The organism is Pseudoxanthomonas sp. SL93 (genome assembly GCF_026625825.1).
In the GTDB taxonomy this organism is placed as follows: domain Bacteria; phylum Pseudomonadota; class Gammaproteobacteria; order Xanthomonadales; family Xanthomonadaceae; genus Pseudoxanthomonas_A.
Genome location: NZ_CP113065.1, coordinates 3,402,351 through 3,422,231 on the forward strand (window position 1 = coordinate 3,402,351; position 19,881 = coordinate 3,422,231).

Below are 19,881 nucleotides of genomic sequence, written 5' to 3' on the forward strand. Positions count from 1 at the left end.
CCGGCTGCGTAGTGTCAGAAATCGAAGCGCGCGGCCACCGACACCGGGACCGAGACCCGGCTGCCCGTGTCATTGATGGAGCCCAGGCCCAGGCCACCGATCGCACTGTCGTCGCCTTCCAGGTCCGCCACGTAACGGACGCCGGCCTGCGCGGTGATGCTGAAGCGCTCGCCGACCGGGATCAGCACGCCGACATCGACGCCGGCACTGGCAGCCCACTTCTTCTCGGTGAAGGGGACGTTCTCGATGGCGATCGCCGCATCGGGAATCTCGAATGTGGCGCGGATGTCATCGGTCTGGGTGGCACCCAGGCGGCCGGCGATGAAGGGGCGCGTCGCGCCGGGTTGCATGAAGTAATGCCGGTAACCGACTTCAACGGTCAACGCCTTGTACTTGCTGAAAGTGCCGTACACCGGCAACTCGGTGTTGAGCGCGGGAACGAAGGCGCCGCCGACCTGGACCGTACCATCGTCGGTCTCGGTATAGCGCAGCTGTCCGAACACCTCGGAGCGGTCACTCAGTCCATAGGCGAATTCCAGGCCGTAGCCGGTGGCGAGGTCATAGATCTCGTCGTGCCCGCGCGACTGGATGCGCAGTTCGGCACTGACGCCGGCCAGGGCGGGATTCAACGGACCCAGGTCCGGTACCGGCGCGATCGCACCGTCATGCACGTCGCCGCTGGCGGGTGCATCGATGCCGCCGAACACGGACAGCGAAAGTTTTCCCGGCTGTGGTCCTGCCGCGAGCGCAGCAGGGCTGGCGAGTGCAAGCGAGAGGGCGGCGACGATCGACAGTTTCTTCATGATGTCCTCCAGGGATTGGTGGTGATGCGGCGCGGGGGCGCCGACCCACGCATACGCGCGTAAACACGCGTCGGATGCACCGCGGCGACAATCGGCGCGCGGTTGCATCCGGTGCGGCATGGTCTTCGTATGGAAAGGGACGAACACTTTCACATGCGCTTCACGCGTAGCGCTGCGCGTGGGCGCATCCCCGCCCAGGAATGCCTGTCATGAAGAAGAGAGTGCTGTTGCTGGCGGCATGTTGGCTGATAGGTCCCGCTGCATTGGCGGCCCACGATCCCGCACCGGGTGAGATGCTTTCGGCAATCGAGGGGACATGGGAAGGACGGTTGTCGTATCGCGACTACCAGCCGCCGCACGCGATGGTGGAGCTGCCCACGCGACTGTTCGTGGCAGCGGAAGCCGCCGATTCTCTGGTGCTGCATTTCGTGTACGAGGATGGTCCCGGCAAGATCGTCCACGGTTATCAGCAGATGCGCTTCGACCTGGAAGGCGGCACGCTGGCGTGGCGCAGTGGTTCGGTGACACCGGAAAGCGTCACCTGTGCGATTGAAGAGTTCGAACAAGCCGGCGGTCGCTGGACGGTGTCTTTCAAATGCCCGCCGCCGCCCGGGGAAGACGGCGGCCCATCGCGCCACCGGATGGAAGCATCGGCGGGTGCGTGGACGCTGCAGAAGCAGGAGAGGACGACGGAAGGCGCGTGGCTGCTGCGCAACCGTTACGAATTCCGTCGCGGTCCCGGATGAACCTGCTAGTCCTGCGCCGCGAGGTCCTCGCGCAGGATGCGCAGCACTTCCGCGATCGCGGCCTCGGATTGGTACAGGTCATGTCCTGATGCCACCACCCTTGTCGAGGCGGCGCCCGGGATGATGGCGCTGGCGAGCGGCACCACGCCGTCGCCTTCCGGCACGCGCCCCGGCAACCTGCCGGCGATGGTGTGGTAGGGAATGTGCGCGGCGGGCATCAGGTGTTCGCCCGCACGACGGACCGGTTGTGCGGTCTGCAGCGTGGCGATGCTGTTCAGCCGCGCCTGCTGGTAGGTTTCGCGCACCTCCTCCCGGACGGCCTGCGGATGCTCGCGCGCCACGCGCTGCAGGGATTGGATCTCCGGCGTGCGCCGCCCCACCAGCGAGCGCATCAGTCGCCCATACCAGCGATCAGCACTGGGACTGCCAAGATGGGGTGCGGCCAGGAAGATGGCGCGCGAGACGCCCGGATACGGCGCGAAGCGGAACGTCGTATCGATGATCGCCACATCCGCGGCGTTCCCGGGCAGTTGCCCGGGCGGCACGGCGAATGCCGCCGACCAGAGCACGTCGCCGCTTTCCACGCACAGCAGCCGCGACAGCACGCCTCCCATGCTGTGGCCGATCAGCACCATGCCCTCGCGCGCGGGATCGTCCTGTTCCGGATCCAGCGTGGCCCAGGCGGCATCCAGATAGGCCTGCACGCGCCGGCGCGTGACCAGCAGCGGTGCGTTGGTCTGGTACACCACGTGCCAGACCTGGAAATGCCGGCGCAACGCGGGATCGGCCCAGATGTCGTTGGACAGTCTGGCCCAGGCCAACGGACTGCTGCCCAGGCCATGCAGCATCACGATGGGGCGCTTGTCGGGATCGTAGTCCTCGAGCAGGTAGAGCCCGGCGCGCCGGCCGACTTCATCGCCACCCAGCAATCCCCAGATCCCCAGCCGCTTCAGCGACGAGCTGCCGGCGCCATGGGCGTAAAACGCGGACGTATCCGCGGCGAGCGCCAATGTCCGCGTTCCCACCATGACGTGCGCGCTGCGCAGCGGATTGCCGACTACCAGGCGCGGAGGCGACGCCGGCTCGCCATCCCACTCGATCCAGGCGGTGGCGGGCCGGAACACGCCTTCCGGCGGTTGCAGCTCGCACAGGGGCTGGTGCGTGCAGCGCGGGGTGATGGCGGCCAACGGAATGCCCCAGCCATCGGTGACGTGCCGCGTGCCGCCGTAGAGCTGCGCGGACACGTCGGCGGCACGAACCAGCGTGAGCGGTGGATTGAAATACGGCGACAGGTCGCGGAACTCCACCTGCACCGTGCCGCGCGAGAGGGTCAGCGGACCCGCGCGCCAGGCAGGCGTGGTCTGGAGCATCTGCGCCAGCCACGCATCGGTGCAGTGATTGGACAGCGCGGTGATGTCATCGAGCGGTACCTGGCCCGACGCGGCCGCACGGTAGGCGTATTGCGCGCAGCGCAGCCAATGCGGCGCGGCGCGCGCACCCGCTTGCCGCCGGGCCTGCTGGGCCGATGCCAGGGCGCGTGCGGGCCAATCCTCCGCGGCAGGGGGCCCTGCGGACGCCCGGTCGGCATCGTCGGCGGGCAGCGTGCGACACCCGGCCAGTGCGAGCAACGACAGGAGGGCGATGCCGGCGGGGAACAGGCGACGGTGCATGAGGACTCCGTGGCATGGGGCGGCGACGCGTCGCCTTCGCGCATTATCCCGGGTCCTGGTGGCGATGCCATGCATCCGCGTGCCCCACCCCCTCGCTGTCCGCGCCGGCATGCCGCTGGACTATGCTTGATGGATGATCGACGAGCGACTGGAAAGTTTCATCACCACCCACCGGCGCATCTTCGTGCTGACCGGCGCGGGCTGCAGCACCGATTCCGGCATCCCGGATTACCGCGACGCCGAAGGCGGCTGGAAGCGCGCGCAACCGGTGACCTACCAGGCTTTCATGGGCGAGGCCGCCACCCGCCGGCGCTACTGGGCGCGCAGCCTGGTCGGCTGGCCACGCATCGCGTCGGCGCGGCCCAACGTCGCGCACCGCGCCCTCGCGCAGCTGGAAGAGCGGGGCCAGTGCGAGCTGCTGCTGACGCAGAACGTCGATGGCCTGCACCAGGCTGCCGGCAGCCATGCGGTCGTGGATCTGCACGGCCGGCTGGACATGGTGCGTTGCATGGCCTGCGAACAGCGCACGCCGCGCGCCGACCTGCAGCGGCGGCTGGTGGAGCGCAATCCGGCCTGGGCCGCTCTCGTCGCGGACACCGCACCGGATGGCGACGCCGACCTGGAGGGCCGCGACTTCGATGCCTTCGATGTTCCCGAATGCGAGGCCTGTGGCGGCGTGCTGAAGCCGGACGTGGTGTTCTTCGGTGAGAACGTGCCGCAGGAACGGGTGAGAACCGCGATGGACCACCTGCAGCAGGCCGACGCGATGCTGGTGGTCGGGTCCTCGCTGATGGTCTGGTCGGGGTTCCGCTTCGTGCACGCGGCGGTGCGGGAAGGCATCCCGGTGGGGGCGGTCAACCTGGGGCGCACACGCGGGGATGACCTGCTCCGCTTCCGGGTCGCCGCGCCGTGCGGGCCGGCGTTGTCGTTCCTGCTGGAGGCGGCGGCCAGCGCACCCGCGCGATGACGCCCGACCCGTTGGCGGGTGGGCGCGACGGGCAGCGGCAGGCATACACGCCTGCCGTGCACGTCATTCGGTGCTGTTGAGACTGATCCAGCGCTCGAGCGAATGCGGCGAGAGCGGACGCGAGACGAAGTAGCCCTGCAGCACCGCGCAGTTAAGCGACGCCAGTACCGCGCGCTGGGCTTCGTTCTCGACGCCTTCGGCCACCACCTTCAGCGACAGGCTTTCGCCGATGCGCAGCACCGACGTGGTCAGCGAACGTGCCGCCGCACTGTGCTCCAGGTCGCGCACGAAACTCATGTCCAGCTTGACCTCGCTGACCGGCAGGCGGTGCAGGTGGCTGAGGCTGGAATAGCCGGTGCCGAAGTCGTCGATGGACAGCGGCACGCCCATCCGGTGCAGGGCATCGATATTGCCGAGCACCTCGGGCTTCTCCGCCAGCATCACGCTCTCGGTGACCTCGATCATCAGTTCCGCCGGCGTCAGGCCCGACTTGCCCAGCACGTTGCCGATGAAGGCGGGCAGGTCCTGCTGTTCGAAGTTGATCGCGGAGAGGTTCACCGACACGCGCGGCACGGCCACGCCGCGTCGCCGCCAGTCGGCCATCTGCGTGCAGGCTTCCTCCAGCGTCCAGCGGCCCAGCTCATCGATCAGTCCGCATTCTTCGGCCATCGGCACGAAGGTGCTCGGCGAGATCTCGCCGATTTCCGGGTGGCGCCAGCGCAGCAGCGCTTCCACGCCATGCAGCCTGGTGTCCGGGCCCATCTCCACCTGCGGCTGGTAGTGCAGCCGCAGCTGACCACTGCGCACGGCGTCGCGAAGTGCGGATTCCAGCGCCAACCGTTCCTGCATGGCCTGGTTCATTTCCAGGCTGTAGAACACGATGCGACTGCCGCCTTCCGATTTGGCGCGGTACATGGCGATGTCGGCATGGCGCACCAGCGAATCCACGTCCCAGCCATCGCCGGGGAACATCGCCACGCCCACGCTGGCCTGGGGCGTCATCATCATGCGGCCGGCGTTGACGGGTTGCGAGAGTCGCGCCAGCAGGCGGTCGGCCAGGTTGGCGGCCTCTTCGGCGCTGCATTCGGGCAGGGCGATGATGAACTCGTCGCCGGCCAGGCGCGCCACCACGTCGCCGTCGCCGAGCTCAGCGCCCAGGCGCCTGGCCAGTTCGCGCAGCAGCGCGTCGCCGGCGGCGTGTCCCTGCGTGTCGTTGACGATCTTGAAGCGGTCGATGTCGATGAACAGCACTGCGGCCGTCGCGTCGTGCCGCGCGGCCGTCAGCAGCATCTGCTCGGCCTTGTTGTTGAAGAGCATGCGGTTGGGCAAGCCGGTCAGCGTGTCGTAGAACGACAGCTTGTGCATGTGGGCGCGCGTGCGCTCGCGCTCCAGTGCCAGGGCGCACAGGTGCAGGCAGACGTCGGCCACGCGCTGGTGGAAATCGTCCGGTGCGCGGTTTTCCCAGTAGTACAGCGCGAACGTACCGAGCACGCGGCCGTCGTGCGCCTTGATGGGGCTTGACCAGCACGCGCGGATGCCGAGTTTCAGGAACGGCGCCTTGTAGGCCTGCCAGCGCGGATCGCGTTCGATGTCCGTGCTCAGCACCGGCTGCCCGCTCCACGCGGCGCTTCCGCAGGCACCGACCATCGGGCCCGCCATCTCGCCTTCGATCACCGCGGCGATCTCGTCCGGCAGGCTGGGGGCGGCGAGCGGATGCAGGCGCCCGTAGTCGTCCAGCCCGATCACCGTGGCCACGGCCTCCGGCATGATCTTTTCCACTTCGCGGCAGACCTGCGTCAGCACCTCGCCGATCGGCTGTTCGCGGACGATCGCGCCCAGTACCTTGCGGTGCAGCTCTTCGTGCAGCTTGCTGTGGGTGATGTCGGTGTAGATGCCGAGGATGTTGCGCACCTTGCGTTCGGCGTCGTAGACCGGATTGACCACCGCCGAGATCCACAGCGGCACGCCGCTCTTCGCATAGGCCAGCAGCTCGGTGCGGTATCCCTGCTGCGAGTGCAGTTGTCCGCGCACCCATTCCAGCGTGTCCGGATCGGTGTGCGGGCCCACCAGGAAATCGCTGGGCCGGCGGCCGATGACTTCGTCGGGCGTATAGCCCAGCATCCGCACGAAACCCTGGTTGACGTAAGTGATGCGGGCGGCGTCGTCGCAGACGACCACGGCGTTGTCGCTGTGGTCGACGACCATCAGCGCGTCCTGCACGGACGTCGGAACGAGCGGCTCGATGACAGCTGCGGTTGGCCTCACGGTTACGACTTCCCCAGGATCGGTCCGGACAGATAGAAAGAAACCGCCGCAGCTCGCGCCACCGCGGAAATCCCCTGATACATGTAGCGATACGTTGCCGTATCGGCCCCCAATCGAAGCACTTTACCCGAACTGCCGGCGCATCGGCGCCGCTGCGCGCATGCAAGCGATTACAGGGCAGGCGCACGCTTGAAGCGTGATGCGCGTCACGCTGTCCGGTGGCCTTGTCCGGGCAATCCAGGGCTGCAAACCTGCGCAACACCGCTGACGCATCACCGTCATCCCGTCTCCGTAAGCTGCGGCCCGCACTTCAGGGGGCTGTAGACAAGATGAAGCGAACGACGCAGGTGGCCATCGTGTTGGCCATCTCCATGCTGCTGGTTGCCTGCGGGGAGCAGGCACCGCAGCCCGGCATAACGGCATCGCCTGCGGTCGACGCGGATTCGCTGCCCGAACCGGTGGGCGACGATGACGCGGGATCCCTGCACGAGCGCGCCGCGCAGGCATTGGCCGACCATCGCATGGTGTCGCCGGCGGGGCGCAATGCGGTGGAGTACTACCTGGCCGCCCGCCAGGAAGAGGCGGCTGATGGCCGCGCGCAGGCCGCCCTGCTGGAACTGCAGCCCTATCTGCTGATCGCGGTGGAGCAGGCATTGGGGCGCGGGGATGCCCCCGAGGCCGCCCGCCTGCTGTCGCTGGTCGCGCGCATCGACACGCATGCCCCTGCCTTGCCACGCTTGAAAGCGGCGCTGGCCGGCCTGCAGCTTGAGCAGATGGAGAAGGCGCAGCGCGAAGCCACGGCGGATGCGCCATCGCCAACGCTTCCCGCAGCGGGGCTTGCACCTGTACCCGCTCCCGTCAGCGCCACTACCGCCGTGACCACCTCACCTGCGCAGAGCGCCCCGCTGTCGGCCGCGCCGCGCGAGGCAGCCAGCGTGGATGCCGTACCCGCAACAGCGGCGCCCGCATCGCCGGCGCGTGCGCCAGACGTCGGCGCCAGTGCCGCGCCCGCCGTGACGCCCCGCGCCGTGGCGACGCGTACGCCGCGCCTGCTGCAGGATGTGCCGCCGCGCTATCCGTTGCCGGCCCTGCGCGCCGGCATGGAAGGCCAGGCCGAAGTGGCCTTCACCATCCAGCCCGACGGCAGTGTGCGCAACGTGCAGCTGGTGTCTTCCACACCGCCCGGCGTGTTCGATGCCTCCGCCGTGGCGGTGGCGCAGCGCTGGCGCTTTGAAGCCACCGGACAGGTGCATGCGCTCCGCCGCACCGTGCTGTTCCGCCTGCCCGCCGGTGAAGCCGGCGGCGGCTGATTGGTGTCCGCCGCCGGATGCGGCGAGAATGGCGGCATGAACGACATCACTGCTGCTTCCCTGCTGGACACGGTCGAACAGGAAACCGGCCCCTCACCGCAATGGTCGGTGTTGTGGCTGCATGGCCTGGGCGCGGACGGACACGATTTCGCCCCGCTGGTGCCGGAACTGGTACGCCCCGGCTGGCCCGCGCTGCGCTTCGTGTTCCCGCACGCACCCGTGCGCGCGGTGACCATCAACAATGGCGTGCGCATGCGCGCCTGGTACGACATCGTGGGCATGGATTTCCCGACCCGCGCCGACAGTGCCGGCATCGAGGAATCCATCGTGCAGGTGGAGGCGTTGATCGCGCGCGAACAGGCGCGCGGCATCGCCCCCGAACGCCTGCTGCTGGCGGGCTTCTCGCAGGGTGGCGCCATCACGCTGGCGGCCGGCCTGCGCAGGCAGGTGCCGCTGGCGGGCCTGATCGCGTTGTCCACCTACCTGCCCGCTGCGGGCAGTGCCGCCGCACACCTGGCACAGGGCGCCAACACGCAGCCGGTCTTCATGGCCCACGGCACGGGTGATCCCGTGATCCCGCTGATGTATGCCGAACAGAGCGCGCAGGCGCTCAAAGGGCTCGGTTTCGATACGCAATGGCAGCGGTATCCGATGGCCCACCAGGTCTGCGCGGAGGAAATCCGTGACCTGGGTGACTGGATGCAGCGGCGTTTTGCGTTGTAATCCACCAGGACTCCCCGGCAGGTGACGCACGGCCGTGGCCGTGGTTACCATGCGCCCGGGGGATCACGCCAACGTTCAACGAGGACGAACTGCCGTGAAAGTGGTCATTGCCGACGACGAACCCCTGGCCCGCGAACGCCTGCGCGCGCTGCTTGCCGAGCACGACGGCGTCGAACTGGTGGCGGAGGCCGAGAACGGCCTGGATGCGCTGCAGGCCTGCGCCGAACACCGCCCTGACATGGTGCTGCTGGACATCGCCATGCCAGGCGTGGACGGGCTGGAAGCCGCGCGTCACCTGGCGGCGTTCGATCCGCGCCCGGCGGTGGTGTTCTGCACGGCGTACGACGCGCATGCGCTGTCGGCCTTCGAAGCCGCGGCCATCGACTACCTGATGAAGCCGATCCGCGCCGAGCGCCTGGCCGCCGCGCTGGAGCGTGCGCGCACCTTCATCGCCGGCCGCGAGAGCCAGGCCCCGGCCTCGCCCAGTTCGCAGCCGCGCACGCACCTGTGTGCCCGCCTGCGCGGCAGCCTGCGGCTGATCCCGGTCGACGAGGTGCATTACCTGCAGGCGGAAGAAAAGTACGTGGTGGTGCACCACGCGCGCGGCGAGGACCTCATCGAAGAGTCGCTGAAGTCGCTGGAAGAAGAGTTCAACGGCCGCTTCGTGCGCATCCACCGCAACTGCCTGGTCGCGCGCCATGAACTGGTGGAGATCAAGCGCGTCGGCGACGGCCACGTGCAGGCGATCCTGCGGCATGGCAAGGCACCCCTGGAGGTCAGCCGCCGTTGCGTGGCCGGCCTGCGCGAAACGGTGAAGATGCTCTGACGCTGCCGCCCGCGGCCGCCATGCGGGATAATGCCCGCATGACCACGCTGCGCATCGCCACCCGCAAAAGCCCGCTTGCCCTGTGGCAGAGCGAACACGTCGCCGACCTGCTGCGCGCGGCACACCCGGCGCTGTCGGTCGAACTGGTGCCGATGAGTACCCGCGGCGACGAAGTGCTGGACCGCTCGCTGGCGGCCATCGGCGGCAAGGGCCTGTTCCTCAAGGAACTGGAACTGGCGATGCTGCGCGGCGAAGCGGACTGCGCGGTGCATTCGCTGAAGGATGTGCCGATGGAGCTTGAGGGCCCGTTCGCACTGGCCGCCATCCTGGAGCGCGCGGACCCCGCGGACGCCTTCGTGTCCAACCATTACGACGACATCGCCGCGCTGCCGCAGGGCGCGCGCGTCGGCACCTCGTCGCTGCGGCGGCAGGCGCAATTGCAAGCGCTGCGTCCCGATCTGGAACTGCTGGACCTGCGCGGCAACGTCAACACGCGCCTGGCCAAGCTGGACGCGGGCGACTACGACGCCATCGTGCTGGCCTGCGCCGGCCTGCAGCGCTTGGGGTTCGATGCGCGCATCAGGGCCAGGCTGGACGCGCCGCACTGGCTGCCCGCGCCGGCACAGGGTGCCATCGCGGTGGAATGCCGTGCGGAAGACCCGGCCACGCACGCACTCTTCGCCGTGCTGGACCATGCCGACACGCGCCGGTGCGTGGAGGCCGAGCGCGCGATGAACCGCGCGCTGCATGGCAGCTGCCATGTGCCCGTGGCGGCTTTCGCGCGCCTGCACGGGAGCATGTTGTCGTTGTCTGGCCTGGTGGGTTCGGCGGCCGAAGGACTGGCGATCCGCGCTGAAAGCGACGGGCCGGCAGCCGATCCGGAATCGCTCGGCCGCGCCGTGGCCAAGCAGCTGCTGGAGCAGGGCGCGGGCGAATTCCTCGCCTGAGGCGGCGCACCGTGTGCGCCGGCCCGCGGCCGCTTACTTGAACCGGTAGACCACGTTCATCGTGGTCAGGGTGTCAGTCTTCTTGATGTCGGGCGCCACGTCGCTGTTGTGGCGTGCCTGCCAGCCGGCCTTCAGCGCCAGGTGCGAATTCATCGTGACCGAGACGCCCAGGTCGTTCTGGGCGAAGGTGTTGTATTCGCCGGATTCGATCAGCAGCTTGTTGACGATGTCGGTGTTCTCGCTGAGCGAATAGCGCAGGTCGATCAGGCCGCGACCGATCAGGCTGGCCTCGGTGCGGTTGTCCAGCGTGTCGTGCGCGCGGCGGTAGCCCGGCCCCACCTGCAGGTCCAGGTGCGCGCGTTCGCTCTCGATCACCCGGTTGCCGTAGCTGACGCTGACCGACTGCTGGCGGCTGTAGGTGCCGAAGTCGTCCTCCTCATGGCGGAGCGCGGTGTTGATGGTGCCGCGTTCGTCCATCAGGTAGGCGCTGTTGGCATTGATCGTGTAGCGGTTGGCGGTGGTGCGGCGATCGCGCACGACGCTGCCGTCTTCCCGCGTCTCGCTGTACTCCGAACGCGAGCGCAGACCGAACAGGTTGGCGCTGTGCCGCCACGCGCCGCCTTCGGCGTAGGTCAGGTCCAGCCGGCCGTTGAAGCTCTCGGTATTGCTGTTGCCATGCGAGGAAGCGAAGCCGACTTCGCCACCCCCCGTCAGCTTCGGCGGGGGCGGGACCACCGGTGGCGGCGGCGGCGGGGGCGGGCGGACGGCGATGGAGGCGACGGGGGCCGCCGCTCCCTCCTCCTTGCTCAAGGCCTTCGCGGCCGCAGGCTTGGCCAGCGGCACGTCGAGCTTGTCATTGCGGGGCAGGGCATTCATGGCCTGCGCAGCGGGCACCGCAGCGATCAGGGCAACAGCGAGCAGGGACGGCATAAGGGGGCGGGGCATGGGGGGCCTCGAAACGACGAATCAGGATGTAACCGGTTACATGGTAGATGGCCCATGTGACAGCTACAACCCAAGTGGTTGTTTGTATTCAGGTTTGCGACATGGATTCTGCCATGGAAGCGCCGGCATTCAAGCAGGGCGGTCACGTCGGCAGCGCTTCCTGTCCAAGGCCATTCCCATCCAGCGGCCACCGGCCGTCATTCCACGACCATGGCAACGCGTCTGCCCGCCGTCCCTGCCTCATGCGGTGACACCGCATGCCATCGGAAGGATCAACTCGCCCACGGATCGAACGGCATCCGCTCAGCGCGGAACATCGATGGTGATGGTCGGGTCGTTGTAGCGCGAGTAGGTCTGCAGCACGGTGTAGGGCTGACCGTCGTCACCAGTGCCGGCGTGGCGCAGCTGAAGCGGCAGTCCGTCGGTGCCGATCCAGTAGTCGAAGACGACGGATTCCGGCAGGGCGTGCCGCACGCGGTACCGCGTGGCGGCCTGGCCATCGATCGTATCGGTACCGATGCGTTCGGCCGACAGGCCCGCCTGCGATTGCTGGAGCTTCAAAGGGTCGCGCCAGGGGGCGAGCGTTTCCTTCGGCAGGGGCACCTGGGTCACGCGCCCCTGCACCTGCATGTACAAGGTGTCGCCGATGACCGTCTGGGTGCCCACCGGCAACAGGATGCGGTAGCGGTCGGGCGCCACGTAATCCATCTCGCTGGTCATCGGCCTGCTGCCTTCCACTGCCATGCGGGCATGGAAGCTGCGCGCGGACAGGAAACGGTTCATCGATGCCTTCACCTCCTGCACGGCATCCGCGGTGGGTGCGGGAGACGTGGCGGTGGGCGCGGGAGTGGCCGGTGCGGGTGGCGCCTCGGGCTGGCAGGCGGCCAGCAGGCACAGCGCGGCAACGGAAAACGCAGGAAGGCGACGCTTCATCGTGGGGTTCCCGGGGGAAGGAACGCGGCACGCCGACGGCTTGGGTCCGTGCGTTGGGGGTGCTGCAGCGGCGAGACACGCCGCGGCACCTGGCACCGCACGGGCCCAAGCCACCGGCGTACGGCAGGGCTTGTTTCCTTGTCCAACGCAGGACGGGCGGTGAAAACGGCCAGCACTCGGCGATAATCCGGCCACGCCCCGCCGTTGCCGCAGCCCCCATGGACAAGATCGAACGCATCACTGCCCTGCACCGCATCCTGAAGGCGGCGCGCTACCCGGTGACGGTGAAGCGCCTGCAGGAAGAACTGGGCTGCTCGCGCGCCACGGTCTATCGCGATCTTGCCTACCTGCGCGATGCCCTGATGGCGCCGATCGAAGGCGACGGCGAAGCCGGCTTCCGCTATCACGCGGCGGAGAGCGACCGCTTCGAACTGCCCGGCCTGTGGCTGAGTTCGGAAGAACTGTATGCCTTGCTCGCCGCCCAGCAGCTGCTGGTGCGCACGGGTGGGGGCGTGCTGTCGGGTGCGCTGGCGCCGCTGCAGAAGCGCATCGAAGGCCTGCTGGCCGATCATGCCGGCGTCGACCACTGGCCGGTTGACCGCGTTCGCGTCATTCCGCACCGCGGCCGCAAGCTGGATGAGGCGAGCTTCCGCACCGTCGCCTCGGCGGTGCTGGAGCGCAAGCAACTGCAGTTCGAATACCGCGCGCGCTCCACCGACGAGCGCACGCGCCGCACGGTGTCGCCGCAGCGCATCACCCACTACCGCGATAACTGGTACCTGGATGCGTGGGACCACGAGCGCAATGGGCTGCGCAGCTTCGCGGTGGACCGCATCGGCGGCGCACGGCTGGGCGAGGAGCCTGCGCGCGACCTGCCCAACGAAGAACTCAACCAGCACCTGGCGTCCAGCTACGGCATCTTCTCGGGGGAGCCGAAGGGTTGGGCGACCATCCTGTTCAGCGCCAAGGCCGCGCGCTGGGTGGCCGACGAGCAGTGGCATTCCAAGCAGCAGGGCCGCCATCTGCCGGATGGCCGTTACGAGCTGAAGATTCCCTACAGCGTCTCGCGCGAACTGCTGATGGACATCCTGCACTACGGCGCCGACGCCGAGATCATCGAGCCGGCCGTGCTGCGGGAGCAGGCCAAGTCGCTGCTGGAACTGGCGCTGTCGAACTACGACAAGAACTAGCGACCTGCCCGGTGGGAGCGACGTGAGTCGCGACCGCAGGCGGAAAGGTTCGCCTGGCCGTTTGAACAACTGCGACGCAGCATCGCGAATGGCGTGACGGCACGGCAGAAGCGACCTGCGAATGCTGTCGCGACTTGCGTCGCTCCACCCAGCGTCCAGCCCGCGGATCACTCACGGCACTTTCGGCGGTGCGAATCCTTCCTTGCCCACCTGTTCCGGCACCTGCGGCACGCGGACCAGTTGGCGCGCGTTGACGCCGTGGTCGCGCATCTTCTTGACCAGTTCCGCATACAGGGCGTCGTCCATCACGGGTTCGCGGCCGAAGATCCAGCCCATGTCGCGACCGGGATAGTCGATCAGCGCCCACGAGTAGTCGGGTGCCACTTCCAGGATCCGCAGCTTGGCGGGGATCACGGCGTAGAAGCGCAGCGTCCACTCGCGGTTGCCGGTACCCGCCTTCACCGAGCCCCGCGACTCCAGTTCCTGCACCGGCTCGTTGAACCCTTCCTGGTACACGTAGCGCACGGCGATCTTGTCGCTGTCGCGCAGGGTGTATTCCTCGCGGCTGGCGACGTGCCCGCGTTCGGCGAAATACGGGATGTGGGCGATCACGTGCCAGGTACCCATGAAGCGGGGCAGGTCCACCGCGTTGCGCGTGGCAACGGTGGGCTGGCTGGCGCAGGCGGCCAGCACCAGCAGCGCCACGCCCGCGATCACCACACGGAAGAATGTTCGAACAGGGCGTGGCATGGACATGCGGGGTTCCTTCTCCCTTGGCATCGGCGACAGGCTACTGGTGAGTGTGCGAGCGGGATGTTAACCGGGGATGTCGCAATCGGTGAGATGGGGGTGCGCCAGTGTGACGGGCAACCACAACGGAGCCCGCCCCATGTCGATCCCCAGCGTTCATGTCTCGTCCCCCGCGCGGCACGCACCTGCGCCGCAGCTCGACCACGCACTGCGCAGCCTGCTGCTGGCCGGCCTGGCGCTGGTGCTGCTGTTGCCCGTCGCGCGGGCCAGTACCGCGTGGCTGGGCTGGATGCCGTTGTGGCTGGTGGGCATGCCCGCGGTGGCGTGGTGGGCGCTGCATCGCTTCCGCCTGCCGGCCTGGCCGGCGCGGGCAGGCGGCGTGTCCGGCCGTCGCCGCCGCGGCCAGGCGCAGGCGCGCCGCCGGGCCCGGCCGGCGCGCATCGCCCTGGCACGGGCGGCCTGACCTTCGGCAGGGGGTGCCCTCCGGGCCTTGTGCTAGGTTTGCAGGCTGATGAATTGCATCCCCGGAGCCGTATTCGATGTCCAAACTCGCCCATGCCTGCCTGGCGGCAGGCCTCGCCGTTGCCGGCGCCGTGTCAGCCCCCGCCCACGCCAAGGAGAACGACGTGGCGCATGACCCGTACGCATGGCTGGAAGAGGTGGAAGGCCAGAAGCCACTGGACTGGGTGAAGTCCCTGAATGCGAAATCCGAGGCCGAGATCGCCTCCACGCCGGCGTTCAAGCAGCTGGAGTCGGACATCCGCGCCATCCTCGATTCGGACGCCAAGATCCCCGGCGTGCAGAAGATCGGCGACTACTACTACAACTTCTGGAAGGACAAGCAGCACGAACGCGGCCTGTGGCGCCGCACCACGCTGGCCGAGTACCGCAAGGCGCAGCCGCAGTGGGAAACGGTCCTCGACCTGGACGCGCTGAACAAGGCCGAAGGCAAGAACTGGGTCTGGCACGGCGCCGATTGCCGCAAGCCCGACTACACCCGCTGCCTGATCGCGCTGTCGCGCGGCGGCGCCGATGCCGACGAGACCCGCGAGTTCGACCTGGTCAACAAGAAGTTCCTGGCCGACGGCTTCTATCGTCCGGAAGCCAAGGGCGGGCTGGGCTGGAAGGACGCCGACACCGTCTACGTGTACAGCGACTTCGGCGCCGGCAGCATGACCAGCTCCGGCTATCCGCGCATCGTCAAGGAATGGAAGCGCGGCACCCCGCTGGCCGAGGCCAGGGTGGTGTACGAAGGCAAGCCGGACGACATGTACATCGCTGCCTACCACGACGACGAGCCGGGCTATCCGCGCGACTTCGTCAGCCGCACGCTGGCCTTCTACAACGACGAGCTGTACCTGCGCGCCGCCGACGGCACGCTCACCAAGATCGATGCCCCCAATTCCGCCAACAAGGGCGTGCACAAGGAATGGCTGACGCTGGAGTTGCGCGAGCCGTGGACCGTGGGCGGGAAGACCTACCCGGCCGGCTCGCTGCTGGCGGCGAACTTCGATGCCTACATGGCCGGTGAGCGGAAGTTCGACGTGCTGTTCGCGCCGACCGAGAAAACCTCGCTGGCGGGTTTCAGCTGGACCAGGAACCACCTGGTCCTGAACGTGCTGGAAGACGTCAAGAACAAGCTGAGCGTGCTGACCCCGTCGGCAGGCGGCTGGAAGACCAGCGCTTTCACCGGCGCGCCTTCGTTCGGCACCATCGGCATCGGCGCGGTGGACAGCGACGAAAGCGATGCGGTCTGGCTGACCGTCACCGACTACCTGACCCCGACCACGCTGTCGCTGGCCGAGATCGGCAAGCAGCCGGAACAGCTCAAGGCGATGCCGGCCTTCTTCAATGCGGAAGGCAAGGTCATCGAACAGCACTTCGCCACGTCGAAGGACGGCACCAAGGTGCCGTACTTCCTCGTGCGCCCGGAAGGCCTGAAGTACGACGGCAGCACCCCGACGCTGCTTTACGGCTACGGCGGCTTCGAGATCTCGCTGACCCCCGGCTATTCCGGCGGCGTCGGCAAGGGCTGGCTGGAGAAGGGCGGTGTCTACGCGGTGGCCAACATCCGCGGCGGTGGCGAGTACGGTCCGCGCTGGCACCAGGCCGCGCTGAAGGCCAACCGCCACAAGGCGTACGAGGACTTCGCCGCGGTCGCCCAGGACCTGGTGGCCCGCAAGATCACCTCGCCGAAGCACCTGGGCATCCAGGGTGGAAGCAACGGCGGCCTGCTCACCGGCAACATGCTGACGCAGTACCCGGAGCTGTTCGGCGCCGTGGTCGTGCAGGTGCCGCTGCTGGACATGAAGCGCTACAGCCACCTGCTGGCCGGCGCCTCGTGGATGGCGGAATACGGCAATCCCGACACCGCCGACTGGGAATTCATCAAGACCTTCTCGCCGTACCACCTGTTCGACGCGCAGCAGGACTATCCGCCGACCCTGTTCATGACTTCGACCCGTGATGACCGCGTCCACCCCGGCCATGCCCGCAAGATGGCCGCCAGGATGCTGGAAGCCGGCAAGGACGTGCGCTACTACGAGAACATCGAAGGGGGCCACGGTGGCGCGGCCAACAACGCCCAGGCCGCGCACATGAGCGCGCTGGCCTACACCTTCCTCTGGCAGCAGCTCGCCAGGTAAGCGTCCGACGCCCCTCTCCGGAGGGGCGTCGCCATTGCATCCCGCGTTACCGGACCCCATCCATGAGACCGACTTCCCTTTTTCTTGCCGCGACCGTCCTGATGAGCGCCCCCACTGTTTCCGCCCTTGCCGCCACCGCCACGCCGCCCGATGCGGCCAGGAAGCCGCACGTGGTGAAGGCGCCGCACGGCGCCGAGCGCAACGATGAGTACTACTGGCTGCGCGACGACAAGCGCGAGGACAAGGAGATGCTGGCCTACCTCAACGCCGAGAACGCCTACACCGACACGGTGATGGCGCCGCTGAAGCCGGTCGAGGAGGCGCTGTACAACGAGGTCGTCGCGCGCATCAAGCAGGACGACAGCAGCGTGCCCTACCGCGAACGCGGCTGGTGGTACTACTCGCGTTTCGTGGCCGGCAAGGATTACCCGGTGCACGCGCGCCGCAAGGATGGCGCGGGCATCGATGCCACCTCCATCCAGAAGGCCAACGAGGCCGGCGACTTCACCGGCGAGCAGGTGCTGCTGGACGTCAACGCGCTGGGCGCGGGCAAGGATTACTACAACGTCGGCGATTACGAGGTCAGCCAGGACAACCGTCTGCTGGCCTATGCCGACGACACCAACGGCCGTCGCCAGTACACGATCCGCTTCAAGAATCTCGAGACCGGCGAAGTGCTGGCGGACACGATCACCAACGCCGAGCCGAACCTGGTCTGGTCCGATGACGGCCGCACCCTGTTCTACGTGGACAAGGATCCGGAAACGCTGCTCAGCAAGCGCGTGAAGTCGCACGTGCTGGGGACGCCGTCCAGCCAGGACAAGCTGGTCTACGAAGAGGAAGACGACAGCTTCTACATGGGCATCGGCCGCTCCCGCGACGATGCTTTCATCTGCATCACGGTGGAAAGCACCGTGTCGTCGGAAATGCGCTGCAGCCCGGCCGCCAGCCCGGGGGTGTTCACCGTGCTGGCGCCGCGCGAGCGTGACGTGGAATACCAGGCTGACCACCTGGGCGGCCGCTGGGTCATCCGCACCAATGCCGACGGCGCGACCAACTTCAAGCTGGTCACTGCGCCCAGCAATGCCACCTCCCGCAAGGAGTGGAAGGACTGGGTCGCCCACCGCGACGACGTGTTCGTCGAAGGCTTCGAGCTGTTCGACGGCTTCAGCGTGGTGGCCGAGCGCGCCAACGCGCTGGAAAGCCTGCGCGTGCTGAAGGCCGATGGGAGCAGCGAGTACGTGAAGGCCGACGAGCCGGCGTATTCCATGGGTCTGGCCGCCAATCCCGAGACCGGCACCGACTGGCTGCGTTACACGTATACCTCCATGACCACGCCGGCCACGACCTACGAAATCAACACGAAGACCGGCGAGCGTCGCCAGCTGAAGCAGCAGCCCGTGCCCGGTTACGACCCGTCGCAGTACGTCACCGAGCGCGTGTGGGCGCCGGCGCGTGATGGCCGCACGAAGATCCCGGTGACGCTGGTGTACAAGAAAGGGGTGCAGCGCAACGGCAAGGCACCGCTGCTGCAGTACGCCTACGGCAGCTACGGCGCCTCGATGGATCCCAACTTCAGCATCACCAACGTCAGCCTGCTGGACCGGGGCGTGGTCTATGCGCTCGCGCATATCCGCGGGGGCCAGGAGATGGGCCGCAAGTGGTACGACGACGGCAAGCTGTACAACAAGATCAACACCTTCACCGACTACATCGATGTCACCGACTACCTGGTGAAGGAAGGCTACGCGGCACCGGATCGCGTGGCCGGCTTCGGCGGCAGCGCCGGTGGCCTGCTGATGGGTGCGGTATCGAACATGGCGCCGGAGAAGTACAAGGTCATCCTGACGCTGGTGCCCTTCGTCGACGTGGTCACCACCATGCTGGACCCCAGCATTCCGCTGACCACCAATGAATACGACGAGTGGGGCAATCCGGAAGAAAAGGGCTACTACGACTACATGCTGACGTATTCCCCCTACGACAACCTGCAGGCCAAGGCCTATCCGTCGATGTTCGTCGGCACGGGCCTGTGGGATTCGCAGGTGCAGTACTGGGAGCCGGCCAAATACGTCGCCCGGTTGCGCGACCTCAACACCGGCAAGGGTCCGGTGGTGTTCCGTACCAACATGGAAGCCGGTCACGGCGGCAAGTCCGGCCGCTTCCGCCAGTACCGCGAGCGGGCCGAGATGTTCGCCTTCATGCTGGACCAGCTGGGCGTGGCGCCGGCCGCCAGGTAAGTCGCCGCACGCAGCGTGGATCGGAAGGAGCCGGGGAAACCCGGCTCTTTTCATGTTGGCGTGCGTATGAGCGGGATCACCATCGCATGCGATTCCTCCCGCGACCATCGTGGATGCGACGATTCGTCGCCCCGTCGCGACTTACGTCGCTCCCACGATTAGGGTAAAACGACGGCGTGGAAGCCCCCCGCCCATCCCATCGCCCGCCGCCGCCGATGCGCAGCCGCTTCCGCTGGGCGTGGTGGCTGCTCGCCTACGTCAGCCTCGGGATCGGCATCGTGGGCGTGTTCGTGCCGGGATTGCCGACCACCGTCTTCATCCTGGTGGCGGCCTTCGCCGCCTCGCGTGGTTCCGAGCGCCTGCATCGTTATCTGATGACGCATCCCCGCTTCGGGCCGGCGATCCAGGACTGGCAGCGCAACGGCGCGGTGTCGCGTCGCGGCAAGTGGGCCGCCACATGGACCATGCTGTTCTGCGCCGCCGTGCTGCTGGGGATCATGGTGTGGACAGGCTCGCATCGCTGGTGGATGGCGGCCCTGCCCATTGCCTGCATGACCCTGGTGGCCCTCTGGCTCTGGTCCCGTCCCGAACCTCGGCGTTGAACGCCACCCACAAGGCCGCGGCCGTTCGTGTTCATCGCGGTCTGGCTATACTGCCGCCATGAGCCAGAACGCACGCCTTCTTACTGCCGCCGCCCTGATGGCGGTCCTCTCCGCCTGCGGTGCCAAGGGGCCGTTGTTCCTGCCGGAAAAGCCGGTCGAAGCGCAGGCCGCGCCAATCGAGCCCGCCGCGCCGGAAACGCCGGAGCCTGCCACCGACGGCACCGCTCCCGTCGACGCACCGCTCCCGGCCGAGCCGCCGATTGATCCGGCCACGGTGCCGTCCAGCACCGGGAATGGCTGACGCCACCGCAACGAGGGC

Annotated in this window: 18 protein-coding genes; 12 read left to right on the forward strand and 6 right to left on the reverse strand. The window is 67.8% G+C overall.

The window, feature by feature from the left end:
• Window positions 1-14: 14 nt before the first annotated feature.
• Window positions 15-803: a hypothetical protein gene (locus OVA13_RS15900; protein WP_267791428.1), complete on the reverse strand. Its 789-nt coding sequence runs from the start codon at window positions 801-803 to the stop codon at window positions 15-17.
• A gap of 200 nt (window positions 804-1,003) precedes the next feature.
• On the opposite strand from OVA13_RS15900, the gene OVA13_RS15905 reads away from it, so the two are divergent.
• Window positions 1,004-1,549, forward strand: a complete 546-nt coding sequence (locus OVA13_RS15905; RefSeq protein ID WP_267791429.1) for a hypothetical protein — start codon at window positions 1,004-1,006, stop codon at window positions 1,547-1,549.
• Between the two features lie 5 nt (window positions 1,550-1,554).
• On the opposite strand, the gene OVA13_RS15910 is transcribed toward OVA13_RS15905, so the two are convergent.
• Window positions 1,555-3,219 (reverse strand): esterase/lipase family protein, encoded by a 1,665-nt coding sequence (locus tag OVA13_RS15910; protein ID WP_267791430.1) that lies wholly within the window; start codon window positions 3,217-3,219, stop codon window positions 1,555-1,557.
• A gap of 133 nt (window positions 3,220-3,352) precedes the next feature.
• Between OVA13_RS15910 and OVA13_RS15915 the strand changes: the two genes are divergently transcribed.
• Window positions 3,353-4,186, forward strand: coding sequence for an NAD-dependent protein deacetylase (locus tag OVA13_RS15915; protein WP_267791431.1), 834 nt, complete (start codon window positions 3,353-3,355; stop codon window positions 4,184-4,186).
• Window positions 4,187-4,249: 63 nt separating this feature from the next.
• Here the strand turns inward: OVA13_RS15915 and OVA13_RS15920 are convergent, their stop codons facing one another.
• Window positions 4,250-6,451, reverse strand: coding sequence for a sensor domain-containing protein (locus OVA13_RS15920; protein WP_267791432.1), 2,202 nt, complete (start codon window positions 6,449-6,451; stop codon window positions 4,250-4,252).
• A 329-nt stretch (window positions 6,452-6,780) separates the two neighbouring features.
• Here OVA13_RS15920 and OVA13_RS15925 point away from each other — a divergent pair, with 329 nt between their 5' ends.
• The 4 genes from OVA13_RS15925 (at window position 6,781) to hemC (ending at window position 10,257) form a co-directional block, all read left to right on the forward strand.
• Window positions 6,781-7,761 (forward strand): energy transducer TonB, encoded by a 981-nt coding sequence (locus tag OVA13_RS15925; RefSeq protein WP_267791433.1) that lies wholly within the window; start codon window positions 6,781-6,783, stop codon window positions 7,759-7,761.
• A 36-nt stretch (window positions 7,762-7,797) separates the two neighbouring features.
• Window positions 7,798-8,484, forward strand: a complete 687-nt coding sequence (locus OVA13_RS15930) for an alpha/beta hydrolase (protein ID WP_267791434.1) — start codon at window positions 7,798-7,800, stop codon at window positions 8,482-8,484.
• Window positions 8,485-8,578: 94 nt separating this feature from the next.
• Window positions 8,579-9,310 carry a LytR/AlgR family response regulator transcription factor gene (locus OVA13_RS15935; protein ID WP_267791435.1) on the forward strand — a complete coding sequence of 244 codons (732 nt, stop codon included), beginning with the start codon at window positions 8,579-8,581 and terminating at the stop codon, window positions 9,308-9,310.
• Window positions 9,311-9,348: 38 nt separating this feature from the next.
• Entirely contained in the window at window positions 9,349-10,257 is a 909-nt protein-coding gene (gene hemC, locus OVA13_RS15940) for a hydroxymethylbilane synthase (protein WP_267791436.1), read from the forward strand.
• A 33-nt stretch (window positions 10,258-10,290) separates the two neighbouring features.
• On the opposite strand, the gene OVA13_RS15945 is transcribed toward hemC, so the two are convergent.
• A complete protein-coding gene (locus tag OVA13_RS15945) occupies window positions 10,291-11,202 on the reverse strand; it encodes a DUF481 domain-containing protein (protein WP_267791437.1) in 912 nt (303 codons plus the stop codon).
• A gap of 303 nt (window positions 11,203-11,505) precedes the next feature.
• Window positions 11,506-12,135, reverse strand: coding sequence for a hypothetical protein (locus OVA13_RS15950; RefSeq protein ID WP_267791438.1), 630 nt, complete (start codon window positions 12,133-12,135; stop codon window positions 11,506-11,508).
• Between the two features lie 218 nt (window positions 12,136-12,353).
• Between OVA13_RS15950 and OVA13_RS15955 the strand changes: the two genes are divergently transcribed.
• Complete coding sequence (locus OVA13_RS15955) at window positions 12,354-13,325, forward strand: helix-turn-helix transcriptional regulator (RefSeq protein WP_267791439.1); 972 nt, start codon at window positions 12,354-12,356, stop codon at window positions 13,323-13,325.
• A 171-nt stretch (window positions 13,326-13,496) separates the two neighbouring features.
• On the opposite strand, the gene OVA13_RS15960 is transcribed toward OVA13_RS15955, so the two are convergent.
• Window positions 13,497-14,081: a lipocalin family protein gene (locus OVA13_RS15960; protein ID WP_267791440.1), complete on the reverse strand. Its 585-nt coding sequence runs from the start codon at window positions 14,079-14,081 to the stop codon at window positions 13,497-13,499.
• A 133-nt stretch (window positions 14,082-14,214) separates the two neighbouring features.
• On the opposite strand from OVA13_RS15960, the gene OVA13_RS15965 reads away from it, so the two are divergent.
• The 5 genes from OVA13_RS15965 (at window position 14,215) to OVA13_RS15985 (ending at window position 19,863) form a co-directional block, all read left to right on the forward strand.
• Window positions 14,215-14,538 carry a hypothetical protein gene (locus tag OVA13_RS15965; protein ID WP_267791441.1) on the forward strand — a complete coding sequence of 108 codons (324 nt, stop codon included), beginning with the start codon at window positions 14,215-14,217 and terminating at the stop codon, window positions 14,536-14,538.
• Window positions 14,539-14,614: 76 nt separating this feature from the next.
• The gene (locus OVA13_RS15970) at window positions 14,615-16,720 is read left to right on the forward strand and encodes a prolyl oligopeptidase family serine peptidase (protein ID WP_267791442.1); all 2,106 of its coding nucleotides are present in this window, start codon (window positions 14,615-14,617) and stop codon (window positions 16,718-16,720) included.
• Window positions 16,721-16,782: 62 nt separating this feature from the next.
• The gene (locus OVA13_RS15975; protein WP_267791443.1) at window positions 16,783-18,960 is read left to right on the forward strand and encodes a S9 family peptidase; all 2,178 of its coding nucleotides are present in this window, start codon (window positions 16,783-16,785) and stop codon (window positions 18,958-18,960) included.
• Between the two features lie 215 nt (window positions 18,961-19,175).
• Window positions 19,176-19,562, forward strand: coding sequence for a YbaN family protein (locus OVA13_RS15980; protein ID WP_267791444.1), 387 nt, complete (start codon window positions 19,176-19,178; stop codon window positions 19,560-19,562).
• A 58-nt stretch (window positions 19,563-19,620) separates the two neighbouring features.
• On the forward strand, window positions 19,621-19,863 hold the full coding sequence (locus OVA13_RS15985) for an LPS translocon maturation chaperone LptM (RefSeq protein WP_267791445.1): 243 nt from the start codon (window positions 19,621-19,623) through the stop codon (window positions 19,861-19,863).
• The last annotated feature ends 18 nt before the right edge of the window (window positions 19,864-19,881 follow it).